Genomic DNA, 18,275 nt, shown 5'->3' with positions numbered 1-18,275 from the left:
GCCTCCCAGCGGTCTCCTCGTCTTTAGAATGATACTAGAAAACTGTCAGGAAGCTGTCACGCGAAATAGCGTGCAAAGAGGCTTAGCGTCGTAGAAATGTCAGATAAGCGCCGACCCTGCCTTCGCGATGAGCTTTCTGCTCATAGCGGGTGCCCGGCCATGCTTCGTAAGGTGTATGCCAATCAGCGGCTGTTTCAGCAAGCCAATCGAACTCACTATGTTCATGACAGTGCTGCAATGTCCAATTTACATAGGTATCTATGTCGGATGCAAAGCGAAAGCGTCCGCCCGATTTCAACACACGAGCAAAGCGGCCGAGATTTTTCTGGCTGATAAAACGGCGCTTCCAATGCTTCTTCTTGGGCCAGGGATCAGGATAGAAAAGATCTATTCCATCAAGCGATGCTTCCGGCAGCCAATCGAGCACTTGCGTTGCGTCGTCGTCGTAAAGCCTGATATTGGCGAGCGGATTGTCGTGAAGATCAACAACCAGCTTCGCCATGCTGTTGACGAATGGCTCAACGCCGATAAAGCCCGCTTCAGGGTGACGCGCGGCTTCATGCACAAGATGCTCGCCGCCCCCGAAGCCAATCTCCATACGCACCACGTCAACCTCGGCAGCAAAAAGACTGCGGAGGTCGACGGGTGCTGGGGAAGTAAGATCGAGCTTTAATTCAGGCAGGAGTTCATCCCTGATGGAACGCTGCAAAGGGCGCAGCGCCTTGCCGCTTCTCCTGCCGAAGAATGCTTCTGTTGAACGCTCGCGTCTGGGCTCGGTCATACCATTTATCCACATTGGCCGCTTAGGCGGCCAATGCTGTCTTCAATTGCTTGGCAAGATCTGTCTTTTCCCATGAGAAAGACCCATCGCGGCCGGGTTTCCGTCCGAAATGGCCATAGGCCGAAGTCTTGGCATAAATTGGCTTGTTAAGGTCAAGATGCTTACGAATGCCGGAGGGCGACAGGTCCATAACCTTGCGCAGGGCTTCCTCGACCGCATCTTCCTTTACTTTGCCCGTGCCATGCAGATCAACATAGACCGAAAGCGGCTGGGCAACGCCAATTGCATAGGAAAGCTGGATCGTGCAGCGATCAGCAAAACCCGCGGCTACAACGTTCTTTGCAAGATAACGTGCTGCATATGCCGCAGAACGGTCAACCTTGGTTGTGTCCTTGCCCGAGAAAGCACCGCCGCCATGGGGGGCAGCACCGCCATAGGTATCGACAATGATTTTGCGGCCAGTGAGGCCAGCATCGCCGTCTGGACCACCAATGACGAACTTGCCCGTAGGATTGATGTACCAGACGCAATCGTCAGCAATCTTGAGGTCACCCATGGCTTCGCGAATATAGGGTTCAACGACGCTGCGGACCTTTTTTGAGTCCCAGCTTGCATCCAGATGCTGCGTTGAAAGCACGATTTGGGTTGCTTCTGCCGCCACACCGTCCACATAGCGGACAGTAACCTGGCTCTTGGCATCAGGTCCAAGCTTGCCAGCATCGCCTTCGCCCTTGTGACGAGCTGCTGCCAGCAATTCCAGAATCTTATGGGAATAATAAATTGGAGCAGGCATGAGATCAGGTGTTTCGCGGCATGCGTAGCCGAACATGATGCCCTGGTCCCCAGCGCCTTCTTCACCTTGACGATCGGCTGCATTATCGACGCCTTGGGCAATATCTGCCGATTGGGGATGCAGCAGAACTTCAATCTTCGCCGTCTTCCAGTTGAAGCCTTCCTGTTCATAACCAATGTCGCGAATGGCGCGACGGGCGGCAGCACGGAATCTGGAAGGATTGATAACCGGATGGCCTTTGGCATCCTTGACGACAGCGCCGTTTTTATCTTTCTTCAGCAATGTATCCGGAACCCGGACTTCGCCAGCTATTACGACCCGGTTCGTTGTCGCCAGAGTTTCGCAGGCAATACGAACAGTCCAGGGATCAACTCCTGTTTTCTTCGCTTCTTTGTAGATCATGTCAACGATTTCATCGGAAATACGGTCACAGACTTTGTCCGGGTGACCTTCCGAAACGGACTCACTGGTAAAAAGATAAGAACTGCGCGTCACGGGGAACCCCTCTTGAAAGCAAACGAACGCCAGCAGGCATATGCCGACTGGCTGCATAGTGTTTGCCAAGCTGCAGCGGTTCCGTCAATTGCTTTCACTTTTAAAAGGATCGCGCCAAGAGGATTTTTTTCCCGTTTCACACCATAAACAGATGAAAAGTTGTGGTTGGAGCCTTTCTTGCTTAAGGAGAATCCTTCTACTGAAGGGAATCTTGGGGCAAAATCGAAGGGTTTAGCGAGGTTGATCTCGCCCCATTATGCGTAGGTGCAACGGAAGGATTTGGCCCAATTGCACGCGCCACGGATCGAACTGCATTTGTTACGAATCCAGTTAGCGCGACCGGCGGATTTGAAAGCTGGTTGGTTTGCTTTTGCAAACCAACGCTTGGGGTTTCAGCGCGCGTCCAGCCGCTTTGTCACGCAACTTCGGAGAGACGTCGCCCTCGCCACTTTCGGTGTCCCTTGTCACGCCTTTGGCGGAACAGAATTGCTTTTCTTTAAGCAGAAAAGCCTCTAGACCGCATCATCCTCTTGGCCAAGCGTGCGTACGAGGTCGAGCACTTTACGCCGGATTTTCGCGTCGCCAATTTTTGCAAAGGCGCGCGCCAACTGGATACCCTCTGAACTGTTCAGGAAACCAACGACATAGGTTGTCTCGTTTTCTTCCTCAAAACCACGAGGTTTGTCTGACTGACCGGGCATGTCGTCAAAAAAGAATGTAACCGGCACGTTGAGGATATTGGCTATTGCCTGAAGGCGACTGGCACCCACACGGTTCATGCCTTTTTCATATTTTTGAATCTGCTGAAACGTTATTCCAAGGCTCTCACCGAGTTTTTCCTGGCTCAAGCCTATCATATTGCGTCGCAATCTAATTCTTGCGCCAACATGGATATCAACGGGGTTCGGACTCTTTTTACTATTATCAGACATGAAAATCTCATTCATATGAAATGGAATTGAAAATGAATTTTACCATCAATGTATCAACGTACCAAATATCACTTTATTCGACAGGGCTGTATCGGAAATGTCAACCAACACGCCTTCTACCGCGCAAAAAATACCCCAACGCCACAATTAGAACCATTATTAATACAACCAGAAATTGAACCGTATGAACCCCCTCTCCCCAAGGTAGTTCTACGCGTCCTGGAAGTTGAGCATCAATCACACCCACCCCATTGAGTGCAAGCGCATCAATGATTCGTCCATAGGGGTCAACGACTCCTGAAAGACCGTTATTAGCGGCCCGCACCATCGGCAGCCCCTGTTCCACTGCGCGCAATTGCGCCTGTCTGAAATGCTGGTAAGGACCAGGAGTATCGCCATACCATGCATCGTTGGTGACGTTGACAATGGCATTGGCGGCTGCGCCTTGGTAGAACATCTCACCCGGAAAGATGGCCTCATAACATATGAGCGGCAGTACTGAGAAACCGCTGATAACCTCAAGCGAGCGGCGCACCGAAGCTGCGCTGAACCCGCCGGGCAGTTCCACCACTTCGCTAATGCCGATCTTTCGGAGAATGCTCTCAAGCGGCACATATTCCCCGAAGGGCACGAGATGAACTTTATCGGCCGCTCCGGTAATTTCTCCCGAGCTGTCGATGGTATAGATGGTGTTGTAGTAGAGAGGTTCCTCCGCCCCGCCAGGCTCTTCCATTCTGATGGCACCAGCCAAAAGAGTCTGCCCGTCAGCCAAATTATCGGCGATAGCTTGCAGTGCTTCCGGGGTTTTCGTCAGAATGTAGGGAACTGCTGTTTCCGGCCAAACTATAATCTGCGGCTTAACTTTCCCCTCTGCTGGCTCTTCAGCGGTCATGGCAAGGTACTTGTCAAATATACCGCGCCGCGCCTCTGCGTCCCATTTGAGATCCTGCGAAATGGAGGGCTGCACGATACGAATATGCGGGCCGTCGAGTTTGATATCCGCTGTGGAGAGCCGGAAAACGCCGAAGCCGACATGAGCGATGATCAGGATGAGTGCAACGGCAAGTCCAGCTATCCGGCCTTGCTTGGCATTATAAACCGCAGGCATGGCAAATACGATTACCGCCAGAATATTCATTGCGAGCAAGCCCACAATAACAGACGATTGCATCAGAACCGGTATTGGCATTGCGGCATAGCCGATGGCGTTCCAGGGAAAACCGGTTAGCACAAAGGAACGCAACCATTCGGCGAGGCCGAAACCAAGGCCGAGCGCAAATATGCGCCCGATCCCGTCGCTCCATATGAGACGCGCAATTACTGCTGCAAAAGCATAGAAAAATGCGAGAAATGCAGGAAGGCCAAAAATTGCCAAGGGAATTGCCCAGGCAAAATTTGCAGCATCGACCAGCAAAGCATTGCCGATCCACCACAGCCCGAAAACAAAATAGCCAAAGCCGAACCACCAGCCGACTATTGCGGCGGGAACCAGCCGACGGATCGGGCCGCTTCCGGCATTATCCACTGCGCCATCAAGCAGCCAGACCAAAACAGGAAAAGCAACAAATGCTACGGCAAAAAAGTCGTAGGGCGGCAAGGCAAAGCTCGCCAGAGCGCCCATAAGAAATGCCAGCCCACAACGCCGCCAACCCGACAGAAGCACGATCCTATCGATCAGACCCCGGATCATGCCTTGACCAATTTACACAAGATCATTCGTCATCCGCTGATGGCTCGACAACACCTTGGCGCTGGCTACGCGGCCTGCGTTCTGCGTGACGCAGGGGAACAATTCTAACCTTACGTATGCGGCGTGGATCGGCTTCCAAAACGTGAAACTCATATCCGGGAACGGCCTGGACCATTTCCCCGCGCACGGGAATGCGTCCGAGAATCGAGAAGATCAGGCCACCGACCGTATCAACATCCTCACCATGTTCGCCGACGACGAAGCCTGAACCGATCTTTTCAGACACTTCGTCAAGATCCGCCCGGGCATCCGTAATGAACACACCCTCCGGATCCTCGACGATCATCACTTCATCATCGTCATGTTCGTCTTCAATATCACCGACAACCATTTCCACGATATCTTCCAGCGAAACCAGACCATCAGTGCCGCCATACTCGTCAATCACGAGCGCTATCTGGATACGCTGCGCCTGCATGCGCCCCATCAAATCACTGGCAAGCATGGAAGGGGGCACGAACAGGATCGTGCGCATCAAGCTCAAATCTGAAATCGTTTTGGTGAGATCAACATTGGAGAGATCAAATTTTGCCGCAACCGGGGACTTGGGCGCGCGCGCCGTTTTTCGTGGCGTTTTAACCCGGGACGTCTTGGTAATGTGATTAACCACGTCGCGGATATGAACCATGCCGCGCGGGTCATCCAGCGTTTCGGCAAAGACTGGCATACGCGAATGACCGGACTTCTCGAATATTTCCAGGAGATCGCCAAGGCTCGTGCTGATTTCGACCGCTTCAATATCAGCGCGCGGAATCATCACATCTTCGACCCGCAACTCCCGCAGGCGCAAAATATTATGAAGCATTGCGCGCTCTTCAGGAGAAAAGGCCGTGTCACCATGATGATCCTCGGCAAGCGCAGCATCAAGATCGTCCCTTAAGGACGTTCCGGGACGCGCGCGCAAGAATGGAAAGATCGTGGAAAGGAGCGAGCGCTTTTCTAAAACAGGCGCTCTGGTGATACTTTGCCCTTCGGCATCACTTTCCTGCCCATTCATGCCTTTGGCTGGCGCGGCAGGATCGTTTTGGTGCGACGTGTCAGACATGGTCCTCAATCAAATTAATCGTCTATGACCGATAGCGCATATGGATCAGGAATTGCAAGCCGCGCAAGAATTTTGCGCTCAAGCTGCTCCATCTCTTCGGCTTCATCATCTGTTTCGTGGTCATATCCGAGGAGATGCAAAACCCCATGAACGATCAGATGCGTGAGGTGATGGTCGAAGGATTTTTCTTCATCTTCCGCTTCCCGCACAACGGTTTCGCGGGCAATAACGATATCGCCAAGCATCGGTCCGGGCGCTTGACCCGGTTTGATCGGAAAGGCCGGAAAGGACAAGACATTGGTAGGCTTGTCCTTGTGGCGCCAATCATTATTAAGTTCCTTGATCGCCGCATCATCGGTGAAAACCAGACTTAGCTCGCTATCGGGCTGGTTTCCGCTAGCCAGCTCGTCCCAAACTGCAGCAATAGCAATTGATGCAAGGTCCGACAGCGCCGCCTCCCCTGGCCAGCCATCGGTTTCAACCAATATGTCAATGTCGATCAAGATACTCCGTCAAGCTTTAGGCTTGGCGCCTTCCTTATCGTAAGCACGAACAATCGCCGCAACCAGCGGATGACGAACCACATCGACATCCGTAAACTTCACGGTGACGATACCCTGAACATCGTTCAAAATATTGAGCGCTTCCACCAATCCGGACTTCTGGCCTGGCGGTAGATCAATCTGGCTCGGATCGCCAGTAATAATCATACGTCCGTTTTCGCCAAGGCGGGTCAGGAACATCTTCATCTGCATTGCAGTCGTATTTTGCGCCTCATCCAGAATAATTGCAGAATGAGCCAGTGTACGCCCGCGCATGAAGGCGAGCGGTGCGATTTCGATAACGCCTGCGGCGATGGCACGCTCAACCTTATCAGCAGGCATCATGTCGTAAAGCGCGTCATAGAGAGGACGCAGATAAGGGTCGACCTTCTCTTTCATGTCGCCGGGAAGAAAACCAAGCCGCTCACCAGCTTCGACGGCTGGGCGGGAAAGGATGATGCGGTCCACCAGACCACGCTCCAGCAGCATCGCCGCATGGGCGACCGCCAGATAGGTCTTACCCGTACCCGCTGGCCCTACGCCGAACACCATTTCCGACCGGTCAAGCGCGCGCATATAAGCATCTTGCGTCGGCGTGCGAGCGAAGATCGTCTTCTTGCGGGTCGATATCTGGGCTACAGCCATCTTGCTCTTGTTTTCCATTGTGGGAAGCGTCAATTGATCGTCGGCAGCGATAGCCATTCGCAAAGCACCATCAACATCCGATGCGGATATATCATGGCCTTTTTGCAAATGTTCGTAGAGTTGATCCAGAGCGCGCCGAGCCTGCTCCGTTGCTCCTGGCTCGCCACGAATAGCGAGCTGATTGCCTTTGGAACGGACGTCAACGCCCAGCTTCTTTTCGATACGAGCAAGATTCTCGTCAAACTGGCCGAATAGCGCACTCGCCAGCCGATTGTTATCAAATGTCAGTACGATATGCGCCAGGTCCGAGGCTCCGGAAGGAGCGGGTTTCAGTTTTTCGGTGGCGTTCAAACGGCTCTCCTAAAAAAGTATTCGCCTGTTCATATAGTCGCTACTTGTTCCTCAAACCATCTCCCGGATACCGATAAGGCTGTTGGTTCCCGTGTCAATGATTCGTACATTGATAATGTCGCCGATTCTGCCGCCGTGTACATCGATAATTACAGGTTGTAACCAAGGAGATCGTCCAACCATCTGTCCAGGCACTCTTCCGGCCTTTTCAATGAGCACATCAAAGCTTTTATTCACAAGGCTGCGTTGGAAGGCATATTGCTGTTCGCTGAGCAAAGCCTGCAAACGCTGCAATCTCTCGTCTTTTACCGCTTCATCAATATGGTCAGGCAGATCGGCACCGGGTGTTCCTGGTCGCGGCGAATATTTGAACGAATAGGCTGCGGCGTAGGTAACGTCCCGAACCAGCTGCAACGTCGCCTCAAAATCCTCGTCCGTTTCTCCGGGGAAGCCAACAATGAAGTCACCCGACAGCGCTATATCGGAGCGGGCGTTTCGTATCCGCTCAATCAGACGCAGATAATCGTCGCCCGTATGCTTGCGATTCATCGCTTTCAAAATACGGTCCGAACCAGCCTGAACCGGCAGATGCAGATAGGGCATCAACATATCGAGATCACGATGCGCATTGATCAAAGCGTCATCCATGTCGCGCGGGTGACTGGTAATGTAGCGTAGTCGCGCAATGCCGGGTATCTCGGCCAGCCGGTAAAGCAATTCGCCCAGCCCCCACTCGCGGCCATCATGCCCCTCGCCATGCCACGCATTGACGTTCTGCCCAAGCAGCGTCAGCTCACGTACACCGGCATCGGCGAGTTTTTCGGCTTCTTTCAGAATCTGGGCAACAGGACGCGAAACTTCAGATCCCCGTGTATAGGGGACCACGCAGAACGTACAGAATTTGTCGCACCCCTCCTGGACAGTGAGAAATGCAGTAACGCCGCGGCTTCTCGTCTGCTCCTTTTTGGGAGCGGGCAAATGTTCGAACTTGTCCTCAATCGCATATTCAGTCTCGACGACACGCTCGCCTTTTGCCACACGCGCAAGCGCCTGTGGCAGGCGGTGATATGTTTGGGGGCCGACAACCAGATCAACAACGGGCGCACGCCGCGTAATTTCATCGCCTTCGGCTTGCGCCACGCATCCAGCAACGCCGACCGTGAGTTCGCGGCCCTCTTTGGCGCGCGCATCTTTCATTTTGCGTAGCCGGCCAAGCGCCGAGTACAGCTTTTCAGACGCCTTCTCACGAATATGACAGGTATTGATCAAGACCAGATCGGCATCATCCGCCGTGTCTGTCGGGCTATAACCCTCAGCTGCGAGACTGTCCGTCATCCGCTGGCTGTCATAGACATTCATCTGGCAGCCATAGGTCTTTACATAGACCTTGCGGGTATTGGCCAGTGATGGCGAATGGGCAAGCGCTGCCGACGTCTCGTCCAGCTGATGTTTAATAATGATATCGTCCATGCAGAGGCTTCTAAAGCTTTTTGGCCTCTTTGAAAATAGCCGGATCGGTGAGATTCGTGGCAGTTGCGATCTCCGGCTCGATATAGTCACGGTCCTGCAGCGACCTTTGCATCATCGCCCGCACTTTCTCTTCCATCAACCGCGCCAAGGCTTTCCGGTCAGACTTGCTGTCAATCACAACTGGCTCGCCAAATCGGACATCAACATCATAGGCGCCCTCCTTGAGCATCCCGATAAGGCTGGGACCAAGCTCCACGTCCCCCGGCCATGCGATGATCGGGCGATGAAACCTGCCCATTGGCAGTCCGTGCACCCGCGTATAAGCGATGGCAACAGGTTGGATCGTGACTGTTTCGACGCTGGTTTCGCGGATTGCTACCTGCGCAGCACCAAACAGCGATGTCTTGAAGGGCAATATACGGTTACCGTCTGATGTCGTGCCTTCCGCAAAAAGCACCATGACATCGCCATCGGCAAGACGCGTTGCTATTTCACTTGCCTGATCATGGGTCTTGCCGCGTTTTTCACGCTCAACGAAGACAGAGCGCTGCAACTTGGCGAAGAGACCGAATAATGGCCAGGTAGCCACCTGAGACTTGGCTATGAAAGAGACTTCCGCGATAGCCGATAAAACGACTATGTCGGCCCATGAGGAATGATTGGCTGCAAGCAGCAATGGCCGATTCTGCGCCATTTTGCCGTGCACATGAATGCGAATTCCAAGCAAATGGCGAACAACCTTATGAAAAAGCACAGGAAGCTTTTTCTGTAATGACCAGCCGGTCTTAACGAAAAGCAGTTGGACCGGCAGCAAGATTATTGTGATGAGTGCAAAGCCGGTCGCTGCCAGAATAAGTCTTAGATATGCGATCATCTTACCGGCCAGAACCCGTTTCGCGATGTCCCAGGTCACGGCGCATCGTCAAGGCCGCTGAGCGTCCTGAGGGCGTTTCGTAATAGCCGGGCCGTTTTCCCACCTGTTTGAATCCGAGTCTGCGATATAGAGCGAGCGCTGGTGCGTTCAGCTCATCCACCTCAAGAAACAGCATGGTCGCACGCGCATTGTACAAATGGCGCAATGCCGCATCCATCAAGGCATGACCGACGCCCTTGCGCTGAAACTGCGGAGCGACGGCAATGGTTAGTATCTCGGCCTCATCCAGAACAAGCCGTGCAAGAACAAAACCACCGGGCTGCGCTGCACGATTTCCCTCTTCGCGCGCGATAAAACCAAAGACGTTGGCTTCACCAAGCAGCGCGTGAAAATCGTCTTCACTCCACGGCTGCCGGAACGTACCGGCATGAATCGGCACCAGATGAGTTGCGTCCTCCCGCGCAAGCGTTTCGATTACGAAGCTGCGCTGACGCAGATTATCGAAAGGCAGGCCCATCATTCTGCGACCTGCCGCTTCAATACGAAACCCTGTTGCGGCTTAACGTCGAGACCACGTAAATAAAGGGGACTGGGCAAGGCTGTGTCTTGTGATCGTATTCCAAGTTGCGCAAACGCTTCGATCGTACCGGTCGCCATTGCCGACGCCACGTCCAATGGACGTTCCAGCTTTGCATTGATCAGCGCTGAGGCGGAACCGGCAAGAACAAGATTTTGCCCATGGCCGGCCAGTTGTTCCACGATCCCGGGCAAGGTAACAATCATGGGCTCGGAGGCAGGCGTACTATCGCTTGCGAAAAACTGCGCATAAAACTCATCGCGGCGCGCATCGATCACACTGAGAACTGGTCTTCCGGAGAGGGCTTTGCCGGCATCATAAGCCAGAGCCTCAAGCGTGGTAATCCCTATCGCAGGACAGCGCAAAGCCAAAGCCAGACCGCGCGCCGTTGCCACCCCTACCCGCACGCCAGTAAAGGATCCCGGTCCAATACTGGTGACGACCTTGCCAATTTCGTTGATTGCAATCCCAGCATTGGCAACGGCTTGTTCCATGATTGCCATCAACCGCTCGGCATGGCCTTTGCCAATATCTTCACTGATCTGCGCCAGCATCGTGCCGCTTTCAGCATCGAAGATGGCAACAGAACAAAGATTGGCGGCGGTGTCGAGCACAAGCAATTTCATGTGCTATCGCCTAAACAAGAATCAGTCGGCAAACAAGAGCACACTCGGCACGGGCAGCTATTCATGTTGATCGCCGCCCGGCATCGAAAAGGTTTATTGGCTTGCTTTCAACTCCAGGCGCCTGCGGTGCAGGACAGGTTCTGTATAGCCATTGGGCTGTTCGCGGCCCTTGAGAACGAGATCACATGCGGCCTGAAACGCTACCGACTTGTCAAAATTACCAGCCATTGGCTGATAAAGAGGATCATTGGCATTTTGCTTGTCGACGACGGCTGCCATACGCTTCATCGTCTCCAACACCTGAGCTTCATTGGTGATTCCATGATGCAGCCAGTTGGCAATATGCTGGGCAGAAATACGCAAAGTTGCCCGATCTTCCATCAATCCGACATTGTTGATATCGGGCACCTTGGAACAACCAACCCCTTGATCGACCCAGCGCACCACATAGCCTAAAATGCCTTGCGCATTATTGTCGAGTTCACGCTGAATATCCTCCGGCGTCCAGTTGGGGCGCAATACGACAGGCACAGATAGAATATCGCTGAGCTTTGCACGCCCCCGTGATTTCAATGCCGCTTGAACTTCCGCAACATTGACCTTGTGATAATGTGTGGCGTGCAGCGTTGCGGCTGTTGGCGATGGTACCCAAGCAGTATTCGCACCAGCCTTCGGGTGACCGATCTTCTGTTCAAGCATTGCCGCCATTAGATCAGGCATCGCCCACATGCCCTTGCCGATCTGGGCATGACCGGAAAGACCACATTCGAGGCCGATATCAACATTCCAGTTCTCATAGGCTCCGATCCACGACGCCTGCTTCATGTCGCCCTTGCGGATCATCGGTCCAGCTTCCATGGAAGTATGAATCTCGTCGCCAGTGCGATCAAGGAAACCGGTGTTGATGAAAACGACCCGTTCTTTTGCTGCACGGATGGATTCCTTCAGGTTGACCGTCGTTCGGCGTTCCTCATCCATGATGCCCATCTTCATCGTATTCGGCTGCATTCCCAAAAGTGCTTCTACGCGCCCAAACAATTCAGCCGCAAAAGCAACCTCTTCTGGGCCATGCATCTTTGGCTTCACCACATACATTGATCCGGCACGGGAGTTCATATGCCGGCCATTTGGACCAATATCGTGAAGTGCCGCCAAGGCCGTGATGGCCGCGTCCATAATGCCCTCAGGCACCTCATTGCCATCCTTGTCGAGGATTGCAGGATTGGTCATCAGATGCCCGACATTACGCACCAGCATGAGGGAGCGTCCCGGTACCGTTAGCGGCTTGCCGTCCTTGCCCGTATATTCCCTATCCGGGTTGAGCTTGCGGGTGACTGTCTTCCCGCCTTTTTCGAAACTGTCTTCAAGATCGCCATTCATCAGGCCGAGCCAATTGCGATAGACAATGACCTTATCCTGCGCATCCACTGCCGCGACAGAGTCTTCGCAATCCTGAATCGTTGTTAGGGCAGATTCCAACAGAACATCGGCAATGTGCGCCTTGTCTGTTGTGCCAATTGGATGATCGGCGTTAATCACGATCTCCACATGCAGCCCGTTCTTGATCAAAAGAATTGCCGTCGGGCTTGCCGGACCACCGCGATAGCCCGCGAACTGGCTTTCATTCGCAAGGGAAACAGCCTCATTCCCTGATTTGAGCGCAAGTCTACCGTCTTTAACAGTAAGCGCGGAAATATCCGCCCACTGCGCACCTTGCAATGGCGCACTCTCGTCAAGAAAAGACTTGGCCCAGGCAATGACTTTCGCACCGCGTACCGGGTTGAATGCTTTTCCTTTTTCCGCCCCGCCTTCATCCGAAATTGCGTCCGTACCGTAAAGCGCATCATAGAGCGAACCCCAACGCGCATTGGCAGCATTGAGCGCATAGCGGGCATTCATGACAGGAACGACAAGCTGGGGACCGGCCGTCACTGCAATTTCGGGATCTACATTGCTGGTCGAGACAGCAAATTTGTCGCCTTCGGGCAGCAAATAACCAATCTCACGCAGGAATGCTTCATATTCCTCCGGTGAGTAACCATTGTCACGCCTGCCCTTGTAGAAATCATCGAGTTGAAGCTGGAATGCATCGCGTTTTGCCAGCAAAGCGCGATTCTTCGGCGCCAGATCATCAACGATCTGCACAAAACCTGACCAAAACTGTGCCGCATCGACGCCTGTTCCGGGAATGGCTTCATTCACAACGAAATCGTGAAGCTCTGGAGCCACTTTCAGACCATTCATTTCGATACGTTCGCCCATGATCATGTCCTTATAGATTTGCATTGCATATCCTTGAACACGCCAAGGCCAGTGCAGTCAATTCTCCGATGGTCTGTGTTGAAATCTGTATCGATTGAAATCGATTAGTGCGCGATCCGCGGACGCCCTGACGCTGTAGCGATCAAGACCGCTTCAATGAATTTTCGCTGATCTTCCACCGTTGCCGCGCTAATATTGCGAATAATTGTAATGTGAGGCTCGTCCGTACCGGCCTCAAGCGCCAGTCGCTGCACCTGATCCTTCAGTGTTGATTCGGCAAATGCGATTGAATCTTCCTCAAGCTGAAAATCCTGAACAGCTTCACCCGCCATTACCCGGAAAAGACCTTCAACAGGCTGGCTTATATGCGCTTCCAGTGACACCCGGACTTGTCCGACAACGGCTCCCAAAGCGTTTGCCACATCCGTATCAACGGGAACGATACATTGAACACCAAGCTCGTCGCCCACAGCAGGGTAATAGACGGGTGCTGACGCTCCAAGTCCGATTAGGGGCCGGTCGATATGCAATTTGATACCGGCAATACCGCCCACCCCAGATAATGCTCGCTGAACGAGTGCGCTTGCGACGGTTTCCTGCCCCTCAAGCCCGTCCTCCGCAAAGACTGTTTCAAGAACGACCTCGGATGAACGCCTGACAAGAGCATCATAGGTTCGGCGTGAAACCTCTTCCGGCGTATCGCAAAAAGGACGACCCGCCCCATCCTTGCGCCTTGCATAAAGAATAGCACCATACCGCGCTGCTTCGGCATTCCAATTGTTCTGAAGACCCAAAACATGACAGGCATCCGAGGGCGTGAACCCCGCAAGATGAACCAATCCGCGAGAGACCAGCCGTGTTATTGCCGCCGTCTGCGAAACCGAGGCCAATAGACGATCAAGCGGCTGTGGCTCTGTGGTCATACGCTCGTAAAGCTCGGCCTCTCCCTTGCTCAGGCCAGACGCCATTTGCACCGGCACACCTGTGCGCAAGGCGAAACGTCCATCTAGCCGTCCTGCATTGACCGCTTTAACCTGACGGGCCAGATGTTCGATAACCATGGAACCGTGATTGGCCGCGAGAAGCGCCAGCGGCACAAGCCGTCTTGGTCCAAGCTTGATCCCGGGTGTCATGGCATTGTCGTCCAGCGACACTTCCGAGTCCCCGCCAAGGCCAAAGGTACGCATCGCCACGGCTTCAACCATGGTGCGAAACCCACCAACTGTGGCACCGTTGGGATCAAGCCTGGGGCGGCCATCATCCAGCACGGCAACATCAGTCGTCGTGCCGCCAATATCGGAAATAATCGCATTGTCGAGGCCGGTCATATGACGCGCGCCAACGAGACTTGCTGCTGGCCCCGAAAGAATGGTTTCAATGGGCCGGTGGCGGGCAAATGCGGCAGAGACCAGCGCGCCATCACCGCGAACTACCATTAAAGGTGCGTGAATCCCGCGCTTGTCCAGAAAACCTTCCGTGGCCGCGACAAGCCGGTCAATCATCGCAATCAGCCGGGCATTGAGTACTGTCGTCAATGCCCGTTTGGGACCGTTCAATTTGGCCGACAATTCATGGCTGCATGTGACTGGCAGCCCTGTCTTATCATGCACAAGATCGCGCACGGCAATCTCATGCTCCGGATTGCGCACGGCAAAATAGGCGCAAATGGCAAAGCCTGTCACTTCAGATTTCAGATGTGGCAATGCCTTTTCAAGGGATGACGCATCGAAAGGTTGAGCACGACCATAGACGTCATGACCACCCGGGATAAATATGACAGGATCGTTGCCAAGAGCATCTTTCAATCCTGCCTTCTCCAGATCAGCATCGGAAAATCCGATCATCACCAATGCGATGCGCCCGCCCTGGCCCTCAACCAACGCGTTGGTGGCCAGTGTCGTCGACATTGACACAAGCCGGATGTCGGCTGGAAGCACAGAAGCTTCGGCAATGATGGCATCGACCGCGCCAGAAATGCCAACACTCAAATCATGGCGTGTCGTAAGCGCTTTTGCCTTGGCAATAACGCCGCGCTCTTCCGACCAGAGTACGGCGTCGGTATAGGTCCCGCCCGTATCCAACCCTAGAAATATTGCTTGCTCTACTGTGGAATCAGTCATGTCGCCCTACACTGTTTGTGGAAGAGTTAGCGCATGAGATACAAAACCACTAGCATCATACCGACCACTTACTGCCGCAAGCCGGAACCTTACAAAACATTTGGCGTTCTCCGAAGGACAGGGGGCAGACCATGGCAACACAATCGGCGAAAGCGCATGCCGGATCCAAAAAAGTTATTTACGCAGCGATACTTGGCAATCTTCTGATTGCCGTCACCAAGTTTGTCGCGGCTTTCTTTACCGGCAGTTCCGCCATGCTTTCGGAAGGTGTCCACTCTCTGGTTGATACCGGAAATGGAGCGCTTCTCCTCTTTGGTCTGCGCCGCGCGGCCAGACCTGCCGACCGTAGTCATCCGCTCGGCCATGGCCGGGAGCTATACTTCTGGAGTTTCATCGTCGCCTTGTTGGTCTTTGCCGTGGGTGCCGGAGTGTCCTTCTATGAGGGCGTCATCCATATTCTTGATCCGGAGCCCGTTGAAAACCCAATCATCAACTATGTTGTTCTTGGCCTTGCCATGTTGTTCGAGGGAACCTCCTGGTACATAGCGTTGAAGGAATTTCGCACTGTTAAAGGCGACCTTGGTTACGTCGAGGCGGTGCGGATTAGCAAAGATCCAAGCGTCTTTACGGTATTGTTCGAAGACACAGCTGCCCTGCTCGGGCTTGTTATTGCTCTTGTTGGCATTTCCGCCGCGCAACTCTTCAATATTCCAGAATTGGACGGTGTCGCCTCTATCGGAATTTCGATCATACTTGGCGGAACCGCGATTTTTCTGGCGCGAGAGAGCAAGGGCTTGCTGATGGGCGAGGCTGCACTCCCAGAGGTGGATCAGCAAATCCTCGACATTGCCAACCAGGACCCGGCAGTTCAACGCGCCAATGGGGTGCTAACAGTCCATATGGGTCCAAAACAGATCGCGGCGAGCCTCAGTGTGGAATTCGAAGATCACATGCGCGCGCCAGAAATCGAAGCCTGTGTTCAACGCATCGAAGCGGCTCTGAAAAAAGCCAATCCTGATATTATCAGCCTCTTCGTCAAGCCGCAGACGACCGGAACCTGGGAGGTTCGGCGCAAAACCATCGAAGCTGGCTAAGATCGGAATTATCCGTCAGGTCAGATGCAGTCTGGCCTTACTCCTCGCCATCGACCACCCGCAAGCGCAACTGGCCTGTCGTGGAAGCTGCCGACCGCGTTGTATCGTGCGCTTTTGTTTCGCCCACTGGCGCTTCCGCGAATTCCAGCGCTTCGATCTTCTGGCCGCGCTTGGTCACCTTGCTGGAAGATACCAGAATATCGTCAATATCCTTGTTTGCCTGACTGAAATGGGTTTGCAGACGCCGCACACGATCATCAAGACGGCCAACATCTTCCATCAACCGGATGACTTCGCCCTGTATCAAATGCGCCTGTTCCCGCATGCGCACGTCTTTGAGCACAGCCTGAATGACCTGAATGGATAGCATCAGCAATGAGGGCGATACGATCACGATACGCGAGCGATGCGCCTTCTGGATCACGCCTTCGAAATTCTCATGAATTTCAGCAAAGACCGATTCCGAGGGCACAAACAGAAACGCCGTATCCTGCGTCTCGCCATTGATAAGATATTTTTCTGCAACATCACGAATATGAATCTCGATATCGCGCCGGAACTGAGTAGCGGCGATCTTCTTGCCTTCCGGCGTTTCGGATTCACGTATGGCGTTCCAGGCTTCCAGGGGAAACTTGGCATCAATGACCAGATTTGCTGCACCATTGGGCATGCGAACCACGCAATCAGGTCTGCTTCCATTCGACAGGGTTGCCTGAAACTCATAAGCGCCCTGCGGCAGACCATCGGCGATAATCGCTTCCATCCGCGCCTGACCGAAGGCCCCACGCGTCTGTTTATTGGCAAGAATTGCCTGTAATTGGACGACCTGACCCGCAAGCGTTTGAATATTATTCTGCGCCGTATCGATGACCGCCAGCCGTTCTTGCAGTTTGGCGAGATTTTCGTGCGTGGACTTGGTCTGATCGGTCATGGTCTGGCCAATTCGGGTGGTCATGCCGTCGAGCCGCTCCCGAATGGATTGATTAAGCTCTGCCTGACGAGAACCGAAAAGTTCAGCCATTGTCTGCATGCGACCTTGCATTTCAGATTGGCTTTTAAGAATTTCTCCCATTCGCGCTTCCGCGTCGCGGGCACGATCTTCCGCCTGTATCTCCGCGACAAGCCGCATCCGTGCTGCCCGCATGACAGCAACAATGGCAAAAATCACCACCAAAGCCATGACAAGCGCCACTGTAAACAGTGTTGCGCCTACAGATATTGAGGTCGCGCCGAGCTGAAACAGCGTTTGATCGAGAGAAATTGAAGTTTCCATAACCCTAGAGTAACCGATTCGATTGGCAAATGTGAGATCAAAACATGAACATTTTTATGATTGGGTCTGATGCCGCATTGACGGCTGAAAATCGAGATATTAGGTGAAGGACATGTCAATCAAACCGCTCGTCATCCTTCCCGATCCGCTGCTTCGTCAAGTTTCCAAACCTGTCGAAAGTTTTGACGTGGATTTGCGCAAATTTTCCGCTGATATGCTGGACACAATGTATGATGCGCCCGGCATTGGTCTGGCGGCCATTCAGGTCGGCACACCCATCCAGATGCTGGTCATTGATCTTGCCAAAGAGGACGAGCCGAAGGCGCCGCAGGTTTACATCAATCCACAGGTGCTTTGGTCCAGCGACGAGCGGAATATTTACGAAGAGGGCTGCCTTTCCATCCCTGATTACTATGCGGAAGTCGAGCGGCCCAAACAGGTTCGCGTTTCCTATTTCGATATTGAGGGGAAGCCCCAAGAAGTCGAAGCGGACGGACTTTTGGCCACATGCCTTCAACATGAGATCGATCATTTGAACGGTATTTTGTTCATCGATTATATTTCGCGGTTGAAGCGTGAAATGGTGGTGAAGAAGTTCAAGAAACTCGCCAAGGATCGCCCCACAAGTCGATTGGCGGTTTAGGC

Annotated in this window: 15 protein-coding genes and 1 pseudogene; 2 read left to right on the top strand and 14 right to left on the bottom strand. The window is 53.4% G+C overall.

The features are described 5' to 3' along the window. Positions 1 to 82: 82 nt before the first annotated feature. From trmB to ACTJI9_RS08145, 13 genes are all read right to left on the bottom strand, one after another. Positions 83 to 781: a tRNA (guanosine(46)-N7)-methyltransferase TrmB gene (trmB, locus tag ACTJI9_RS08205; RefSeq protein WP_354342667.1), complete on the bottom strand. Its 699-nt coding sequence runs from the start codon at positions 779 to 781 to the stop codon at positions 83 to 85. Between the two features lie 22 nt (positions 782 to 803). Continuing rightward, a complete protein-coding gene (gene metK / locus ACTJI9_RS08200) occupies positions 804 to 2,069 on the bottom strand; it encodes a methionine adenosyltransferase (protein WP_115051615.1) in 1,266 nt (421 codons plus the stop codon). A 512-nt stretch (positions 2,070 to 2,581) separates the two neighbouring features. Beyond that, positions 2,582 to 3,001 carry a helix-turn-helix domain-containing protein gene (locus tag ACTJI9_RS08195; protein ID WP_115051428.1) on the bottom strand — a complete coding sequence of 140 codons (420 nt, stop codon included), beginning with the start codon at positions 2,999 to 3,001 and terminating at the stop codon, positions 2,582 to 2,584. 100 nt (positions 3,002 to 3,101) lie between these two features. Continuing rightward, positions 3,102 to 4,691 carry an apolipoprotein N-acyltransferase gene (lnt, locus tag ACTJI9_RS08190; protein ID WP_440807166.1) on the bottom strand — a complete coding sequence of 530 codons (1,590 nt, stop codon included), beginning with the start codon at positions 4,689 to 4,691 and terminating at the stop codon, positions 3,102 to 3,104. A gap of 22 nt (positions 4,692 to 4,713) precedes the next feature. Then, positions 4,714 to 5,796 carry a hemolysin family protein gene (locus ACTJI9_RS08185; RefSeq protein ID WP_115051430.1) on the bottom strand — a complete coding sequence of 361 codons (1,083 nt, stop codon included), beginning with the start codon at positions 5,794 to 5,796 and terminating at the stop codon, positions 4,714 to 4,716. Between the two features lie 14 nt (positions 5,797 to 5,810). Continuing rightward, on the bottom strand, positions 5,811 to 6,299 hold the full coding sequence (gene ybeY, locus ACTJI9_RS08180; RefSeq protein WP_440807163.1) for an rRNA maturation RNase YbeY: 489 nt from the start codon (positions 6,297 to 6,299) through the stop codon (positions 5,811 to 5,813). A gap of 9 nt (positions 6,300 to 6,308) precedes the next feature. Then, positions 6,309 to 7,334 (bottom strand): PhoH family protein, encoded by a 1,026-nt coding sequence (locus ACTJI9_RS08175; RefSeq protein ID WP_307282363.1) that lies wholly within the window; start codon positions 7,332 to 7,334, stop codon positions 6,309 to 6,311. Between the two features lie 51 nt (positions 7,335 to 7,385). Continuing rightward, positions 7,386 to 8,804 (bottom strand): tRNA (N6-isopentenyl adenosine(37)-C2)-methylthiotransferase MiaB, encoded by a 1,419-nt coding sequence (gene miaB / locus ACTJI9_RS08170; RefSeq protein WP_440807160.1) that lies wholly within the window; start codon positions 8,802 to 8,804, stop codon positions 7,386 to 7,388. Between the two features lie 10 nt (positions 8,805 to 8,814). Next, complete coding sequence (locus ACTJI9_RS08165) at positions 8,815 to 9,678, bottom strand: lysophospholipid acyltransferase family protein (protein WP_440807700.1); 864 nt, start codon at positions 9,676 to 9,678, stop codon at positions 8,815 to 8,817. Position 9,679: 1 nt separating this feature from the next. Further along, the gene (gene rimI, locus ACTJI9_RS08160; protein WP_115051432.1) at positions 9,680 to 10,198 is read right to left on the bottom strand and encodes a ribosomal protein S18-alanine N-acetyltransferase; all 519 of its coding nucleotides are present in this window, start codon (positions 10,196 to 10,198) and stop codon (positions 9,680 to 9,682) included. Next, positions 10,195 to 10,881: a tRNA (adenosine(37)-N6)-threonylcarbamoyltransferase complex dimerization subunit type 1 TsaB gene (gene tsaB / locus ACTJI9_RS08155; protein WP_440807157.1), complete on the bottom strand. Its 687-nt coding sequence runs from the start codon at positions 10,879 to 10,881 to the stop codon at positions 10,195 to 10,197. Before tsaB ends, rimI begins: the two co-directional genes overlap by 4 nt. A 93-nt stretch (positions 10,882 to 10,974) precedes the next feature. Then, positions 10,975 to 13,143 (bottom strand): malate synthase G, encoded by a 2,169-nt coding sequence (locus tag ACTJI9_RS08150; RefSeq protein ID WP_440807697.1) that lies wholly within the window; start codon positions 13,141 to 13,143, stop codon positions 10,975 to 10,977. A gap of 104 nt (positions 13,144 to 13,247) precedes the next feature. Continuing rightward, positions 13,248 to 15,263, bottom strand: a complete 2,016-nt coding sequence (locus ACTJI9_RS08145; RefSeq protein WP_337353523.1) for a hydantoinase/oxoprolinase family protein — start codon at positions 15,261 to 15,263, stop codon at positions 13,248 to 13,250. A gap of 131 nt (positions 15,264 to 15,394) precedes the next feature. On the opposite strand from ACTJI9_RS08145, the gene ACTJI9_RS08140 reads away from it, so the two are divergent. Beyond that, positions 15,395 to 16,357 carry a cation diffusion facilitator family transporter gene (locus tag ACTJI9_RS08140; RefSeq protein WP_336440687.1) on the top strand — a complete coding sequence of 321 codons (963 nt, stop codon included), beginning with the start codon at positions 15,395 to 15,397 and terminating at the stop codon, positions 16,355 to 16,357. 37 nt (positions 16,358 to 16,394) lie between these two features. Here ACTJI9_RS08140 and ACTJI9_RS08135 read toward each other — a convergent pair. Next, positions 16,395 to 17,501 (bottom strand): annotated as a pseudogene (locus ACTJI9_RS08135) (DNA recombination protein RmuC); the annotation flags it as partial. A gap of 241 nt (positions 17,502 to 17,742) precedes the next feature. On the opposite strand from ACTJI9_RS08135, the gene def reads away from it, so the two are divergent. Continuing rightward, positions 17,743 to 18,273 (top strand): peptide deformylase, encoded by a 531-nt coding sequence (gene def / locus ACTJI9_RS08130; protein ID WP_115051437.1) that lies wholly within the window; start codon positions 17,743 to 17,745, stop codon positions 18,271 to 18,273. Positions 18,274 to 18,275: the final 2 nt, after the last annotated feature.

It is taken from the genome of Phyllobacterium sp. 22552 (assembly GCF_052044585.1).
Classification (GTDB): domain Bacteria; phylum Pseudomonadota; class Alphaproteobacteria; order Rhizobiales; family Rhizobiaceae; genus Phyllobacterium; species Phyllobacterium ifriqiyense.
The sequence above is the reverse complement of the archived record's forward strand: the minus strand, read 5'-3'. Positions and strand labels throughout refer to the sequence as shown.